Below are 14,938 nucleotides of genomic sequence, written 5' to 3'. Positions count from 1 at the left end.
AATGAAACCTCAATACCGAAGCATTAAAACTTTCGCGATATTGCTACCTCTTAGTTGGATGTTACTGGCATGTAAACCGCCTGTTTCAGGTGAGTCGACGGGTTGGAAATATCCTATTCTGCAGTTTCAATTGGCTTGTCAAAATCTCTCGACGCAATTACCTATGCCTGTTAAAGGCATTACCTCAAAACAAATAAATGATACATGGGGTGCTGCAAGAGGTCAGAATCGTAAACATGAAGGTATCGATATCTTTGCTAAACGAGGAACTGAAGTACTGAGTACAACGCAAGGCATCGTTGCAAAAGTTGGTTTAGATAGCTTAGGTGGCAAAGTTGTGTGGGTAATTGGCCCAGATTTAAGTCGGCATTATTATGCGCATTTAGAGGCTTATGCTCCACATTTAGAAGTGGGCGATTGGGTGGAGCAAGGGGCAGTACTGGGTTTTGTGGGCAACACGGGCAATGCGAAAAATACACCACCACATTTACATTATGGGATTTATTTTACTGGGCAAGGGGTTGTGAATCCTTATCCATTGTTAAGCCATAAGCAGAGTTTGTAAAGGCATATGGTGTGTCAGGTCAAGAAGATGATTGCTCAGATTACATGAAGCACAAAAAATAGGTTTTAGGACATATTGAAAAAAACAACATTGTCCTATTTTTGACGATTACCCAATTTCTTTAGAATGTCCAATTATTCTCAATACAACCGATTTTGAAAGTTTGGAATAAAATATTTGCATGATTAATCGGTCATTGCTTTACTGTTTTGGCTGGCTTTTTTATGCGTGCGAGTAAACCAAAACAGTTGTAAGGTGCCGAGCAATAGTACTGCTGAGGCTATGCTAAATTGCTGATGATAGGACACGCCAAAATGCTGCAAAGTACTAAAGCTAATACCGCCAATCAGTTGAATGGTAGCAAAACTGAGCGTTGCCATACTCCATAATTTTTTATATGCCAGACCATACAATTGTAAAATGGTGTATGAAGTCAGGAAAACCACAGCAGGATTAAGTAAACCTGTGAGGAATGAAGATATAAAGGTAAAAATAGGCGAGAAGCTAAGTACGGCAATTAAAACTGCAAAGATATAGACGCTGTATAGCATTTTCAGTGCGGCAAAATTCCCGAGCCGGCGCGCCAAGACATATGCGCTATACGCCCCTAAAGCACTGCCTAGACCATATAGAATCCAATTGAAATTAATCCAGAATAAATTCAAGACCAATACATGACTCAAGTAGTCAATCCAGAATAAAGAATGGGGAATATAGGCAAACGCGCTACAGGCATAAGCAATTAATAAGCTGTAGTAAATGAAACTGACTTGATCTGATTGGGACTGTGTTGCTGGAATAGCGTGTAGTTGAGCTTGAAATGGACGTACCAGAAACCAAAGTAGTGTACTCATAGCAAAAGCGAAGGCACACAAGATTAACCATGCACTTGAAATTGCAATTCGGTCGAGGTAGGTCATAAACAGCGTGGCACATAAAACTCCTAAACCGATACCACTAAAACCAATAAAGTTGATTTTAAAGCGATGCTGTAAATCGCTACATTGAGCGACCACACTTGGAGACAGAATCATCAGTAAGCCACCACTGATGCCTGAAATAAAGCGCCATGTTAAATACCAAGTTTCTGAAAAACTGGAAAAGGCACAGGCAAATAGACTCATCGAACCCACAAAAGCAGCGCTAATGATATAGATGGGCATTTTAGGATTTTGCGGGATTTTCATAGCCCAATAGGCACCGATCAAATAGCCTAAAAGGTTGGAGCTGCCTAAAATACTGGCAAAGTTATGACTCCATTCATAGGCTTCGCGGGTTGAAGGCAATAAGGCCGTATAGGAAAAACGCAAAATACCGATGCCTAAACACATACTTAAACAAAGAAATGCGCTGAGTTTGAGGGTATTTGAGAACGTCCTGTTCATAAAATTTGACTAATTGTTTAAAAAATACACTTGAACTATAAGGTGAAAAATTTAGAAAAACAATTGCTGACGTTTCACCTTTAGTCGAGCATCATTCAAAGTTGGGGAAGATTAACGGCTTACTTTTGTTGGCATCTACCGCATCACCAATGGTGTAGTAATGGCCTCCTGCAACATGGTGCACACTTTTCCACGATGGGTCAGCTTCATGGTAATACCAATGTCCATCACGAAACACGCGATCATCTGCATAGGCTGCAACCACTTTTCCTATAAATAGATCATGCGCTTGCTGATTATGCGGCTCGGGTATAAGTTCGCATATCAACCAAGCTGCACAGCCTTCCACCACAGGTAAGTCAAAACCCTCAAATTGAAAAAGTGGAGTATGACAATGCTCAAGTTTAGCTGGATCATTAAACTGACTGATTGAACCTAAGGCTTGTACTAACTCAATTTGCTTCAACGTCGGAACTTGTAAGGCAAAATAACCCGATTGTTCAATTAATTTTCGGGTTTTGGTGCTTTTATCCAGTACGACAGATACTTTGGCTGGAACCAACTCTAGCGCACATGCCCAAGCTGCCGTCATCACATTGGCATTTTGCTCGTGTTGTGCAGACACCAAGACGGTTGGACCATGATTGAGTAAACGATACGCTTTTGCCAGTTCGACAGGTTGAATGTGTGGATTTAACAGTTCAGCCATATTTAGATTCAATAACATTATTTTCTTGGACATATCATAACTCCGATTGTTGCAGGAGTAGTCTAAATTTGAACACTTGGTGAGTCTGTACAGGTAAAGCCAAAAGTCGAATTGAATTTTGATTTATAATAGGGATTACATTATTTAGGGAAAAAACATGAATATGCCCTTAATCATCAATGTCATTCTGTTTGTGGTATTGCTGTTCTTATTAAGTCGGACACGTCATACCAATTGGAGCCTTGCCAAAAAGGTGCTTGCTGGTCTCTGCTTGGGGGTAGTGTTCGGTTTGCTTTTGCATTTGGTGTATGGCACAGGCTCAACAGTGCTGCAAGAGTCGGTGCAATGGTTTAACTTGGTCGGTAAAGGCTATGTCAAACTGCTGCAAATGGTGGTCATGCCGTTGGTCTTCGTTTCCATTTTAGGTGCGGTGATTAAGCTGCATGATGCAGGTTCTCTTGGCAAAATCAGTTTCATTAGTATAGGCACGCTTTTGGTTACAACGGCGATTGCGGCTTTTGTCGGTGTGGTGGTGACCAATGCTTTTGGTTTGACTGCAGCAGGCTTGGTTCAGGGGGCACAAGAAACTGAACGTCTGAATGCCATTCAGACCGACTATGTGGGGCAAGTGACGAATTTACAAGTTCCAGATCTGTTTCTATCTTTTATTCCCACCAATCCTTTTGCTGAGCTGACGGGCGCGCATCCAACCTCAATTATTAGTGTGGTGATATTTGCGGTGTTTTTGGGTATTGCAGGTTTAAACTTAATTAAGGCAGATGCAGAGAAAGGGCAAAAACTGCTTGCTGCGATTGAAATTATGCAAGCATGGGTGATGAAATTAGTCCGCTTAATTATGATCTTAACCCCGTATGGTGTATTTGCCTTAATGACCAATATTGTGGCGAATTCAAAATTGGCAGACATTCTAAATTTGGGTGGCTTCCTTGTCGCATCTTATATTGGTCTGGGCATCATGTTTGCTGTGCATGCACTCATTTTGTTATTTACAGGTGTCAATCCAGTTCAATTCTTTAAAAAGGTTTGGCCTGTACTGACTTTTGCATTTACCAGCCGTTCTAGTGCAGCCAGTATTCCACTAAATATTGAGGCACAAACGCGTCGTTTAGGTGTGCCTGAGTCGATTGCCAGTTTCTCGGCCTCTTTTGGGACAACCATTGGTCAAAATGGTTGTGCGGGTTTATATCCTGCCATGTTGGCGGTGATGGTAGCACCAACCGTTGGGATTAACCCATTAGATCCTATCTGGATTCTGACTTTGGTCTGTGTCGTAACGCTCAGTTCTGTCGGTGTTGCAGGCGTAGGTGGTGGTGCAACCTTTGCTGCCTTAATTGTGTTGCCGATGTTGGGATTACCCGTGACTTTAGTGGCGCTACTGATTTCGATTGAACCTTTGATTGATATGGGACGTACAGCTTTGAATGTGAATGGTTCTATGACAGCGGGTATGGTCACCAGTCAAGTTTTAGGGCAGACCGATCAAGCTATTTTTGCACAAGAAAATGTCGATTTAACCGAGAATTAATTTCGCTGTTACGTCATAAATAAGAAAGTCAATATTTTCGAATATTGGCTTTCTTTTTTGCGTGGTGCAACAACTGTACCCATAAATCAAATAAATTTGTATCTGTTCTTTTTTGACTGTAACGGCATAATCATAATGAAACAATGGAGACAAATCATGAAAATGTATCAAGTCGATGCTTTTAGCAATGCATTATTTAAGGGGAATCCTGCGGCAGTGATTGTGACTGAACAATGGTTAGATGAAGCACTCATGCAAAATATTGCTTTGGAAAATAACCTGTCTGAAACTGCATTTGTAAAAAAGATTGATGCCGAGCATTTTGAAATTCGTTGGTTTACACCTACCGCGGAAGTTGATTTTTGCGGGCATGCAACTTTAGCCAGCAGTTTTGTGCTATTTAAAGATTTTACTCCAGCCAAAACCATTCATTTTCATGTGAAAAAATTGGGTGTTTTTGTTGTGAGTCAGGCGGACGATGGCAAAATTTGTATGAATTTCCCAATCCGCCGTGCAGAAAAAGTAGAAGATTATCCTGAACTTTTAACACAGGCACTGAGTAAGCCATTTAAAAATGTTTATCTGAATCAACAGGCTTTTATTGTTGAGTATGAAACTGTGCAAGATGTTTTGGATGAGCAACCGAACTTAGAGCTGTTAAAGCAATTGGGTGCTTTACGTACCGCGATTACCGCACATAGTTCAAGTATAGATGTCGCGATTACTGCTTCAAATGCAGAATATGATTGTGTATCCCGCTATTTTGCCCCTGCAATAGGCATCAATGAAGACCCTGTCACAGGTTCAATTCATACTGCGATTGCGCCATTGTGGGCAGAACGATTAAACAAAACAGAGTTGATTGCGTATCAAGCCTCTACACGTGGTGGCGAGTTGTATTGCAAAATTCTAGATCAGGAACGCATTGAAATTTCAGGTTATGGCAAACTCTATATGCAGGCTGAGTTGTTCTTAGATTAATTATATTTGAACAAAGCAACACTCAAAACTGAGGGTTGCTTTGCAAAACTTCACTATAAATACCATTTTCGATTCCGTAAGATAGTCAGCTTATAAAATATTTATATGAATGAATATATTGGAATTAACATGTTAATGCGGTTGAAAAAACTTACTTTCTCTCTGTTTTTTGTTGGTTTAAGTTCGGCTGCTTGGGCACAGCCTGTTTTGGTCAAATCAGATCATCAAATTGAAGAATATAAATTAGATAATGGTTTTCGGGTGATTTTGGCACCGAACGATAAAGAAAATAAAGTCTATATGAGCACCATATATCTGACAGGTTCGTTAAATGATCCGCAAGGTAAAGGGGGGCTAGCACATTTGTTAGAACATCTTGCCTTTAAGGGAACACAAAATGTCAAAGGGGAAGAATTTCAGCGCAGACTGGATCAATACACTTTAATGACCAATGCCAGTACTGACTATTATTCGACCCGTTATATAAATGTTGTCCGTCCCGAGCAAACTGCTTTAAATGAAATTTTACATTTAGAAGCCGAGCGGATGGATAAATTGGTGCTGCAAGAGAAGTTTGTTCCTTCTGAAATTGCCATTGTGAAACGTGAACGAGAAGTCCGTTTGGATCAGCCTTTTGCCGTATTAATGGATCAGATGTGGAAATCGGCTTATGGAAACCAGTATTTAGGACGTTTACCAATTGGCGATTTAAAAGAATTGCAGTCCATCAAAATGAATGAACTGAACCAGTTCTATCGCACGTGGTATGCACCCAATAATGCAGCAATGGTGATTGCAGGTAAATTCGACAAGGCGCAAGTGTTGAAACAGATTGATCAACAGTTTAGCGCAATTCCAGCACGTCAGACTCCTGCTCAGGTTCAAGTACCGCAGCTTGATGCAAGTAAAATTAAACAGCGTGAATTTACTGTGGCAAAGGGCAGTGATTTAGCCAAATTCAATATTTACTTGAATGGAAAAAATGAACAGATCAAACCCGCTTTAGCTTTGTCTCCATTGTTGTATACCATGCAGCCGAGTGGTCATTTGTATCAAAGCATGGTAGAAACAGGCACCAGTACTATGGTGCAGGCAACCACATGGTTAGATCGTGATTTTAATTTGGTGTTTATGGGGGCAATGTATGCACCAAATCATAATGCCGAACAAGTCGATCAGGCACTGGATCAAGGCGTAGAAAAGACCCAAGCCTTTAATGAAACTGAATTAAAGCGGGTGAAAAGTCTCATTCAAAATCAGGCCGACAGCATTCAAAGTAATTCGGCCGCATTAGGTTCACGTCTGGCGGATTATTTTGTAGCGAGTCAGGGGCGTTGGGATCAATATTATCTGGATTTAAATAATATTCAGAACCTCAGTTTGAATGAGGTAAATCAGACCTTAAACCAGTTCTTGGTGAAAGAGCATCGTATTACTGGTGATATTCAACCGACTCCTGAAGATCAGAAAAAAGCCATGCAACAGCAGCAGGCAAAAGCACCAAGTAAAACTTTAGACCAACAGGTTCAAGCACCAGAGCCGCTAAAAGATGCGAGTGTGTATCAACAAGAAGTAACGCAATATGTTGCAAGCTCACAACAATATTTGGAAAAGAACGAGAAGACTATTCAACGTGGTGAATTTAAAAATGGGATGAAATACGCACTTTATCCTGTTGCCACCCGAGACAATAAAACCTATGCCACCATTAATGTTGAGTTCGGTACAGCCCAAAGTTTGATGAACAAAAGTGAAACTATTGATTTCACTTCTTATTTATTGCTCCGTGCTTCGGATAAGTACAGTCTGCAAGATATTGCCGATAAATCGATTGATGCAGGTGGTTCTGCAACAGCATCGTCCAACGGCAACGGTATGACCATTCAAATTGTGGCGAAAAAAGAAAAATTTGAAGACTTCTTTAATTACATTGTCGAAGTCATGAAGAATCCGAAGTTTGAGCAGTCACAGTTTGATTTAATCAAGTCGCAAACATTATCGAGCTTAAACCGCCCATACACGGAACCTGAAACCGTTGCTGCGCTGACCATTGCACGTTTAATTGAAATCTATCCGCAAGGGGATTTGCGCTATCACTTTGAGCCTGAATATGCCAAAAAGCAATTTCAAGCTTCTACCAATGAGCAAGTGAAGCAACTTTATCAGCAATTTTTTGCCATGAATAACGCGCAAATTGCGATTACAGGCGAGTTCAATGCCAAGAAAATGTTGCGCACGATAAAAAAACAGTTTGGCAACTGGAAAGGGTCTCAAACTTATGCGCAGCTCACTTCTGAATATACGCCGTATAAAGCACAGAAGCAGCATGTGCTGTCAGAGCAACGAGAATTTGGCAGTTATCAAAGCTTACTGACTTTCCCTCTCGGTGAGGATCACCCTGATGCTCCAGCGATGCTGGTCTTTAGTTACATTCTTGGAGATTCTCAACTGTCTTCACGTTTAGCACAGGAATTACGTGAGAAGAATGCTTTGGTGTATGGCTTTGGCAGTGAAATTCAATTGGATGATTGGGTCAATTCAGGTGCATTGAGTATTAGTGCTAATTACACCGCAGGTAAAGCTGAGCAAGTGTCTCAATCAGTGCATAAAGTTTTACAAGAATTGCTAGATCATGGTGTCACAGAACAAGAGTTAGAAGCAGCTAAAGCCGATATTCTGAAAAACCGAGTTACGGCTTTGGAAGATGAACGCAATATTCATCAGATGCTGACTTCGCAATTAGAACGAAATCGCGATTTATTGTTCCGTAAAAAACGTGATCAAGCGATTGCCAACTTGACCAAAGCAGATGTAGACCAAGCCATTAAAAAATACATTCATCTTGATCAATTGCTTGAAGTGATGGCAGACCAATATGGGCAGGCTAAGCCTTAGTTTTTCTGAGTTCTAAGCATCTTGAATGTTTTAATAAAAAGTCACAATCTTGTGGCTTTTTATTTTATAACTTGCAGTTAAATTAAACAGATGGTAAAAAATAAACAAAATTTTATATTACTTCTTAATAACGAAAACATCATTTTGATTGAGTCTATCTAGATGAAGAAAATTCTAAAAATTTCTGGCTATCTTCTTTTTGTATTTGCAATTGGTACTGCTTGCGCTACAGCAGCCACTGAGACGCGTGTCATTCGTGCTGAAAATGGGCAATTGGTGTCCCTTGGCGATAGCTATATTCATCTGGTGCAAAATATGCAGCACCCCCCAATCTCGGTGCGGAATTACGCGTGGGAAGAAGGGGAGAAACAGTTTACCGCATCAGATTATGTTTATTTGGTGGGGAATGCCTATTACACCGTCACCATGGTCGATAACGTAATAAAAAAGATCGTTTGGGATCGTAAAGTTTAAGCAATAAAAAAGCCCTGAGTCTAAGCTGAGGGCTTTTTTATTTTGTCATTAATTAATGGTCATGATCATGCTTGTTGGCATGGAATTCCTCGTTATGGCGGAAACGTAAATAGTTCTCGAACTGTTCACAGTATTCGTCATAATTATCTTCTAACATCATTTGGAATTGTTGCATGACATAAGACATCACTTGTTCTTTAGCGTCACGCATTTCATTGCCATCTTTAAAATTATTCGCTGCAACCCAAGTATTGAAACGTGCTGTTGCAAACAGCATAGAAGCACTCACTTGACCACGAATTTCATTGGGTTTGACTTGCTGTCCTTTGGCTGGGCGACAAAATTCATTGGCATGTTTAATAAATTCATCTGCACGTTCAAAAAAAGCAGCATTCAAAGCTTCTTCTTCGGTAACATCGGTAGCGTCAATCTTTTGAACCATGACTGTTCCTAGCTAAAATTTCATTCTGCATTATAGGCAAAGCCTTGCAGAAACAAAACCTTTGACTTAATCTAAAAATAGCCTAAGCATTATAAAAATGGAACGCGTTATGTCAGATGCTATTGCAATTCAAAATCTTAAACACGATATTTCACTGTTGCGCCAACAAATTTGGCCACCACAAACTTTGGCAAATGTCGAAGGATTACCCATTTATTATGGTTCGGCAGAAGATGTCGCACACTATTATCAGCAATGGCAAGATTTAATTGAGCGGGCGCAACTGTTGAGCCAACCTTTTTTAAGTGATGAAGTGGTTGATGCCATTCATTTACCCAGTCATCTCAATTTGCCGTTATTTTATTTTCATGTAGACCGAATTCGAATTAATAAAACTCGGGCTAAAGAGTCCAAAACTTTTAGAGGAATTGCCAGTTTATTAGATAAATGCGGTGAATTTTCTGCCGAGCAAGTCGCTGTAATGCAAGCTTGGTTGAATAGCGATGAACAAGCAGCATTGGTCGCGCACCGTGAGTTTATTGATTTAAGAACCTATGTATTTCAGCATGGGCAAAGTGAATATACGCGTACCCGATTTTATGTGAATGGTATTGTATTAAGCACCGAAGAACACTTTAAATTGGTCGATGCACGGGATAAGCCACGTAAGCAACGTAGCGACAGTTATAGTGATCCACTGGCCGACAATGAGGTGTGGAAGGTTTTTGGAAAATATCGCTAAGCCAGTTTTATGCCCAAAACGGTTTAATTTTTTGAAATGCTTTCAGTTGTTTATCGACGTGTTTGAGTTGTTGTTTTTCCTGTTGTTTAAGCCAGTGTATAGCACATGTTATCTCTTCATTTTCGGGCAATTCATGAAAGAATTGCTCGGCAACCAAGAGGTCATTATATTGCCCTAAAAGCTCTTGAATGGGTTTAATGGCTGTTAAATAGTGTTTCACGGCTTTTTTACGGTATAAGCTACGCACAAATTCAATGTTGTAACGTAAATGTTTAAAGCGTTTACGTAGCATGTGTTTTTCTTCATCTTCTAGCTGAGAAAAATGACCAATATCATGCGCAATCTGCTGATGGGTTTTCTTTAAGATTTTCTCAGCATATTTTATAAATGGTTTTTCCTTTTTATTTTTAAGGTTCGGTTCAGAAGTCATGTAGTCCATAAGTTCCAATATCAATTGATTGGTCTCTACGGATTGAAAAATCCACATGATTTGATTGTGATAATTCTCAGCATTTGGAATATCTAAATCTGAGCAACCTGCTTGTTGTAATTGCGGTAATAGGGTTTCACGAATGGCATCGGTATCTCGTGCATGACCTAAAGACTGAAAGATGATACGGAGCTGTGCTGCCCAGTGTGGCGAGATATTATGCACCAAGTGAGCATAACTTTTTAAAGCACTCCGCATGCGTCGTATTGCGACACGTGCTTGATGGACATGTTCGCTATTATATGAGCCGCTAGCAAGGGCAGTGGCATTCGGCAAAAAATGTTTAAAGGTGTTATTTAAGATGATCTGTACGGCACTATTGGTTGTCATTTCCTGATCTAAAAGAATCGGTTCAGCATACTGTGGTAATAACACATCCTGTTGTTGTAGATGCAAATCGCCCCGCTGCGATTTACTGCGAGTATCCAACCAAAGCTGGTATTTATTCATCCATGGTTCTATACAACGAATTAAGTCATGAATGGTGCCTTGTACCAGTTCAAATTCAAGTTCAAATATTCTTAATTTTTCATTTTTAAAAACCAAATGACCAATGTCCAGACAAACTTCAATTTCAGATTGATTAAACAACAGTATTTTGGAGACACGCTCTACATCGGTAGAAAATTTAATTTGAAAGTTCTGAGCAGCATCAGGAGTGGTTAATAAGGTGGGAAGTTCATCAAAATGGTCTTGATACACGTCTAAATTAAGTTTGGGCTGCTTTTTTTTGCCCAAGTCAGATTCAAACTCAAAACGCTCAATATGTTGCTCGGTTTTGTATTTTAGGGTTTGAATCCAGTGACTTTGCTCTAAACGTAATCGAAGGGCAATGGATTGCTGTGCCAATTGAAAATCTTCGGTGTCGTAATAATGGGCGAGCAAACGTTGCTTATAGACTTTAGAGGCGCAGAAATCTTGATAAATCATGTCCTGAAAAGCATCTGGAATTTGAAATTTGAGTTCGATTTCTGACATGTTCTAGCCCTCGCACTGGAGTTTTTAAAATTATTTTAATGGCGCTAAATTTATATCTTGGCTAAAGTGACTGAAGAAGTCCAGTAAAAATGTAATTTGTCTATTTCTAGATGTAGCAATGAAGTACATCCACAAACTGAATTTGTGGATGTAGATGTATTAGGGGTATCAAGTAGCTTAGAATTTAAGGAACTTGCGACTCACCATAAATTGTTCAGTCGCATCCAGAAGTGCTTGAGCATACACTTCTTGTTTCGCAGTCAACCAACCCAAAATAAACCAGTCGCTTGCTTCTAATTCGGTTTGTTGAATATAGGCAGCAGATGAACTGAGCGTTAAGTATTCTTCGGCAGCTTGATGTGCTTCATTTAATGCCTTGCTATATTTTTGTAGATTTTTCACATCGTAAATTGAGGTGAGTATAGGGAAGCTAAATTTGAGTTCGCGAATACGTTGTGAAAGTTGCTCAAGGCTTTCAAATTTTGTGACTTCAGTTTCTAAAAGCTGCTCGTGGATCTGTTTATATTGCTGTTGTAAGGTGTTTTGTGCATAAGCTTTTAAGTCTAGCTCTTGCGTAGCAGTGCTGCTTTGCAAGCTAAACATTAAAAGCTCTAAAAAGTGATGGACATTGAGTGTTGAGCGCACCAAATTATTCAGCTTTTCTTGTGCATATAAAATATCTTGGGTTAGGCTAGCGACAGTTGTCGGGTTTTGAAGTAATGCGCCCAAAGTACTTTGCATGTGCTCAAGCTGCTGTAATTTTTCAAAATGATGTTTAAAAGCCGCCAACTGATATGCCCATTTATCAGAAACATCTTTGCTCCACGTTTTCAATAAGGCAGAAGTTAAATAGAGATGATCCAAAGCCAAATAAGCTTGTTCAAGATGCTCTTTTTCGGCAACGCCTGCGGAGATGGCTGCAATATTTGGAAGTAGGTGCTGTAACTGTTGCGCGATGAGCGAGCGGACATTACTGTCAGCACTGTCTTTTTTGACTAATTGAAAAGTTTTACTCTGTTGAGCAGGGCTAGCGTGTTGCTGAATCGAGAGGAGATGTCCCATTTCGGCTTTACTGCGTACATCTAACCAAAGTTGATATTTTTTAACCCATTCAAAACTAAAGGCAAGTAAAGACTGAATAGAACCTTGTTTGAGTTCAAATTCAACTTCATGGACTTCTCTTTCTTCAGTTTCGGTGGCTAAGCGACCAATATCGAGGCTGACTTCAATTTCTGCATCTTCGAAGTGAATCACACGATAAGTACGCTGAATATCAGATTCAAACTGTAATTTTAATGAAGTAAGCTGATCACCCAAAGCATTTTTCAAAATGGCTCGTGCTTCAGGTTCATGTTCATAAATCGTTAAATCTAAAGCAGGGGCATGTTCAGAAACACCGAAATCATGATTATGTTCAAAGCGGTGCAAATGGCTTTTTCCAGCTGCTTTTAAGGTTTGAACCCAATGTTCACCTTCAAGGCGCAAGCGTAAGGCAACGCCATGTTGTGAAAGTTGTTTATCTGGCGTGTCGAAGTATTTTGCTTGTAGGTGAATCAGATTTGATTTTTTTGGGTCTAAGGCTTTAAGTAGCGTTGTTCTTTTTGCTGTAGGAATTTGAAATTTTAATTCAACTTCAATCATAAATTTGCCTTAGATTATGGTTCAAAAAAGGGGAGGTCTTGTGCAGCTTTTGCTCAAAACTGATGTGACGCTTTAATATTAAATTCTAGCTGAAAAATTCTATGCTGTACGCGCTTATGAGTGAAATTATCGGCAGTTGATGCATTCTAAATTTTGAGTGCTGATGAAATGCTTCCATCAACCCCATAGGTGGTTTCTTTTGCAGTGCGAGACCAGATCTGAAGTTTCAGATTGATCATTAAGTCGCAAGGATAAGCATTATTTTTGCCAATTTAAAAGCTTGGACTTAAGCAAAAATGTAATTGACCCATTTAAAGTAAAGCACAATGATATGGGTGCAAAATCAAAAGTTATAATTTAAAACAATCAGGATGATTTAAATATGAACGCAACTATTCAAGCCACTGGGAATTTGGAGCATGTTCAAGCACCACAATTACCCATTCGAAATTATAATGAATTTTATCGTTTTTATTTGACCGAGCACCGTAATATTACTAGTCGGCGTCTACATGTTTTAGGCAGTACTATTGGTGCATATTGGATAGCGAAAGCAATTCGCCATCGTAAACCTAAATATGTATTGTATGGTTTGATCCCAGGTTATGCATGTGCATGGGTCGGACATTTTCTGTATGAAAAGAATAAGCCAGCATCTTTTAAACAACCACTTTACAGCTTTATTTCGGATTGGCGTATGTTGTCTGATATTGTCCGCGGCAACTTGAGTTTGAAATGCCGTTCATTAGATAAAATTCCAAGTTGATTTTTATCTAAATTAAAGTACATCTGTATAATAATATTGGGTCATAATTCTTATATATGTATTTGTTATACATGATTTTTAATTGTGCAATAAAGTGTAATCTTCAAATATATTCATGAAAATGGCTAGGATGTTCAATCCTTCTGATGTAGTATAAGTTTCAGAATTTTAGATGGTCTTGGGTTTACTCAAGATACAGCAAGTTTCCAATGCCTAGAGTGACCTTTCTCTGGGCTTTTTTTATTTAGGATGTAAATAAACAAATATCTATAATTAAAAAAATTGGGATTATACATTGAAAGACTCCCTAATTTTTTGCCCACATTGCCCATGTGGTTGGTGCAAAAAATTAGAGAGTCATGTTTATTTTCAGTTGTTATTATAATTATTGAAAATAAACGAAATCTTTCAGTTTTATCGTTGTATTTTATTGCTTTTGTGTCTTTATTAAACCGTGATTTGGGTACTTGCTCTATCCCCAAAACTAGGGATTTTTGTTAAATACAAAAATTAAAAGTTATCTTTTAATTCACGTAATTTTTTAAATTCTTCGACACTCTGTGCCCTTAAAAAGGGATTGGTCTCTAATTCAATGGCAATATTGCTAGGGAGAGTGGGTTGACCCAGCATTCGCAAAGCCTCAACTTGTTCAAAACGTTGCTGAATTTTAAGATTATCAGGTTCTACATGTAGCGCAAATTTGGCATTGGAAAGGGTGTATTCATGGGTGCAATATACTTGGGTTCGCGGGGGTAATGCTGCCAAACGATTCAAGGAATGATACATCTGTTCGAAAGTCCCTTCAAATACTCGACCACAGCCCATTGCAAATAAAGTATCTCCACAAAAAACCAGATCAAGCGCATCACTAAAATAGACAATATGACCTAAGGTGTGTCCAGGAACAGCAATCACATCTATACGAATATCATGAAAATTAAAATGGTCACCATCTGCGAGTGGATGGGTAATGAACGGAATTTTGCTTAGTTCATCACGAGGACCATAAACGGAAATATTCCGATTGACCAGTAAACCGTGTACACCACCTATGTGATCTTTATGCCAATGCGTAAGCCAAATTTGCTTCAGGTGCAATTGATGTTCTTGACAATAATCTTCAACTAACTGTGCTTCGGTTGGGTCTACGGCAATTACTTCATGGGTTTCGGTATGTTCAAGTAACCAAATATAGTTTTGTAATTGATTTTTTACATCAATGATATGTACTTGATAAGTCATGTTATTCGCTCATTCTCTCTTGTTATCAAGTTTAACATTGAATGCCTTAGGCTCACTATTTCAACGTTGTAATTAATCAGTC

General features: G+C 39.2%; 13 protein-coding genes. 7 read left to right on the top strand and 6 right to left on the bottom strand.

Annotated elements, in window-relative coordinates; translation table 11 throughout:
• Nucleotides 1–58 precede the first annotated feature (58 nt).
• Nucleotides 59–565: a M23 family metallopeptidase gene (locus E0H94_RS06840; protein ID WP_413773008.1), complete on the top strand. Its 507-nt coding sequence runs from the start codon at nucleotides 59–61 to the stop codon at nucleotides 563–565.
• Between the two features lie 185 nt (nucleotides 566–750).
• On the opposite strand, the gene E0H94_RS06835 is transcribed toward E0H94_RS06840, so the two are convergent.
• On the bottom strand, nucleotides 751–1,950 hold the full coding sequence (locus E0H94_RS06835; protein WP_205679291.1) for a YbfB/YjiJ family MFS transporter: 1,200 nt from the start codon (nucleotides 1,948–1,950) through the stop codon (nucleotides 751–753).
• A gap of 91 nt (nucleotides 1,951–2,041) precedes the next feature.
• Nucleotides 2,042–2,692, bottom strand: a complete 651-nt coding sequence (locus E0H94_RS06830; protein ID WP_227548563.1) for a flavin reductase family protein — start codon at nucleotides 2,690–2,692, stop codon at nucleotides 2,042–2,044.
• Nucleotides 2,693–2,816: 124 nt separating this feature from the next.
• Here E0H94_RS06830 and E0H94_RS06825 point away from each other — a divergent pair, with 124 nt between their 5' ends.
• From E0H94_RS06825 to E0H94_RS06810, 4 genes are all read left to right on the top strand, one after another.
• The gene (locus E0H94_RS06825; RefSeq protein WP_131325714.1) at nucleotides 2,817–4,205 is read left to right on the top strand and encodes an L-cystine transporter; all 1,389 of its coding nucleotides are present in this window, start codon (nucleotides 2,817–2,819) and stop codon (nucleotides 4,203–4,205) included.
• A 156-nt stretch (nucleotides 4,206–4,361) separates the two neighbouring features.
• Nucleotides 4,362–5,186, top strand: a complete 825-nt coding sequence (locus E0H94_RS06820) for a PhzF family phenazine biosynthesis protein (RefSeq protein ID WP_131325713.1) — start codon at nucleotides 4,362–4,364, stop codon at nucleotides 5,184–5,186.
• Nucleotides 5,187–5,315: 129 nt separating this feature from the next.
• A complete protein-coding gene (locus tag E0H94_RS06815) occupies nucleotides 5,316–8,081 on the top strand; it encodes a M16 family metallopeptidase (protein WP_131325712.1) in 2,766 nt (921 codons plus the stop codon).
• Nucleotides 8,082–8,243: 162 nt separating this feature from the next.
• On the top strand, nucleotides 8,244–8,555 hold the full coding sequence (locus E0H94_RS06810) for a hypothetical protein (RefSeq protein WP_131325711.1): 312 nt from the start codon (nucleotides 8,244–8,246) through the stop codon (nucleotides 8,553–8,555).
• 52 nt (nucleotides 8,556–8,607) lie between these two features.
• On the opposite strand, the gene E0H94_RS06805 is transcribed toward E0H94_RS06810, so the two are convergent.
• Nucleotides 8,608–8,997: a DUF3144 domain-containing protein gene (locus E0H94_RS06805; RefSeq protein ID WP_116762576.1), complete on the bottom strand. Its 390-nt coding sequence runs from the start codon at nucleotides 8,995–8,997 to the stop codon at nucleotides 8,608–8,610.
• A gap of 109 nt (nucleotides 8,998–9,106) precedes the next feature.
• Between E0H94_RS06805 and E0H94_RS06800 the strand changes: the two genes are divergently transcribed.
• A complete protein-coding gene (locus E0H94_RS06800; RefSeq protein ID WP_116762578.1) occupies nucleotides 9,107–9,739 on the top strand; it encodes a hypothetical protein in 633 nt (210 codons plus the stop codon).
• A 7-nt stretch (nucleotides 9,740–9,746) separates the two neighbouring features.
• On the opposite strand, the gene E0H94_RS06795 is transcribed toward E0H94_RS06800, so the two are convergent.
• Both E0H94_RS06795 and E0H94_RS06790 read right to left on the bottom strand, forming a co-directional pair.
• Complete coding sequence (locus E0H94_RS06795; RefSeq protein WP_131325710.1) at nucleotides 9,747–11,207, bottom strand: CHAD domain-containing protein; 1,461 nt, start codon at nucleotides 11,205–11,207, stop codon at nucleotides 9,747–9,749.
• A gap of 177 nt (nucleotides 11,208–11,384) precedes the next feature.
• A complete protein-coding gene (locus E0H94_RS06790) occupies nucleotides 11,385–12,848 on the bottom strand; it encodes an inorganic triphosphatase (protein ID WP_131325709.1) in 1,464 nt (487 codons plus the stop codon).
• Between the two features lie 382 nt (nucleotides 12,849–13,230).
• Between E0H94_RS06790 and E0H94_RS06785 the strand changes: the two genes are divergently transcribed.
• The gene (locus E0H94_RS06785) at nucleotides 13,231–13,614 is read left to right on the top strand and encodes a DUF962 domain-containing protein (RefSeq protein WP_131325708.1); all 384 of its coding nucleotides are present in this window, start codon (nucleotides 13,231–13,233) and stop codon (nucleotides 13,612–13,614) included.
• Nucleotides 13,615–14,124: 510 nt separating this feature from the next.
• Here the strand turns inward: E0H94_RS06785 and gloB are convergent.
• Nucleotides 14,125–14,856 carry a hydroxyacylglutathione hydrolase gene (gene gloB, locus E0H94_RS06780; RefSeq protein ID WP_131325707.1) on the bottom strand — a complete coding sequence of 244 codons (732 nt, stop codon included), beginning with the start codon at nucleotides 14,854–14,856 and terminating at the stop codon, nucleotides 14,125–14,127.
• Nucleotides 14,857–14,938 lie beyond the last annotated feature (82 nt).

Source organism: Acinetobacter sp. ANC 4173, assembly GCF_004331255.1.
In the GTDB taxonomy this organism is placed as follows: domain Bacteria; phylum Pseudomonadota; class Gammaproteobacteria; order Pseudomonadales; family Moraxellaceae; genus Acinetobacter.
The sequence above is the reverse complement of the archived record's forward strand: the minus strand, read 5'-3'. Positions and strand labels throughout refer to the sequence as shown.

What these genes read in the sequence shown, in the direction of transcription:
- E0H94_RS06825 (WP_131325714.1), top strand. Translation starts at nt 2,817, where the DNA reads ATGAATATGCCCTTAATCATCAATGTCATTCTGTTTGTGGTATTGCTG.
- E0H94_RS06805 (WP_116762576.1), bottom strand. Translation starts at nt 8,997, where the DNA reads ATGGTTCAAAAGATTGACGCTACCGATGTTACCGAAGAAGAAGCTTTG.
- E0H94_RS06800 (WP_116762578.1), top strand. Translation starts at nt 9,107, where the DNA reads ATGTCAGATGCTATTGCAATTCAAAATCTTAAACACGATATTTCACTG.
- E0H94_RS06815 (WP_131325712.1), top strand. Translation starts at nt 5,316, where the DNA reads ATGTTAATGCGGTTGAAAAAACTTACTTTCTCTCTGTTTTTTGTTGGT.
- E0H94_RS06795 (WP_131325710.1), bottom strand. Translation starts at nt 11,207, where the DNA reads ATGTCAGAAATCGAACTCAAATTTCAAATTCCAGATGCTTTTCAGGAC.
- E0H94_RS06810 (WP_131325711.1), top strand. Translation starts at nt 8,244, where the DNA reads ATGAAGAAAATTCTAAAAATTTCTGGCTATCTTCTTTTTGTATTTGCA.
- E0H94_RS06790 (WP_131325709.1), bottom strand. Translation starts at nt 12,848, where the DNA reads ATGATTGAAGTTGAATTAAAATTTCAAATTCCTACAGCAAAAAGAACA.
- E0H94_RS06820 (WP_131325713.1), top strand. Translation starts at nt 4,362, where the DNA reads ATGAAAATGTATCAAGTCGATGCTTTTAGCAATGCATTATTTAAGGGG.
- gloB (WP_131325707.1), bottom strand. Translation starts at nt 14,856, where the DNA reads ATGACTTATCAAGTACATATCATTGATGTAAAAAATCAATTACAAAAC.
- E0H94_RS06830 (WP_227548563.1), bottom strand. Translation starts at nt 2,692, where the DNA reads ATGTCCAAGAAAATAATGTTATTGAATCTAAATATGGCTGAACTGTTA.
- E0H94_RS06785 (WP_131325708.1), top strand. Translation starts at nt 13,231, where the DNA reads ATGAACGCAACTATTCAAGCCACTGGGAATTTGGAGCATGTTCAAGCA.
- E0H94_RS06835 (WP_205679291.1), bottom strand. Translation starts at nt 1,950, where the DNA reads ATGAACAGGACGTTCTCAAATACCCTCAAACTCAGCGCATTTCTTTGT.
- E0H94_RS06840 (WP_413773008.1), top strand. Translation starts at nt 59, where the DNA reads ATGTTACTGGCATGTAAACCGCCTGTTTCAGGTGAGTCGACGGGTTGG.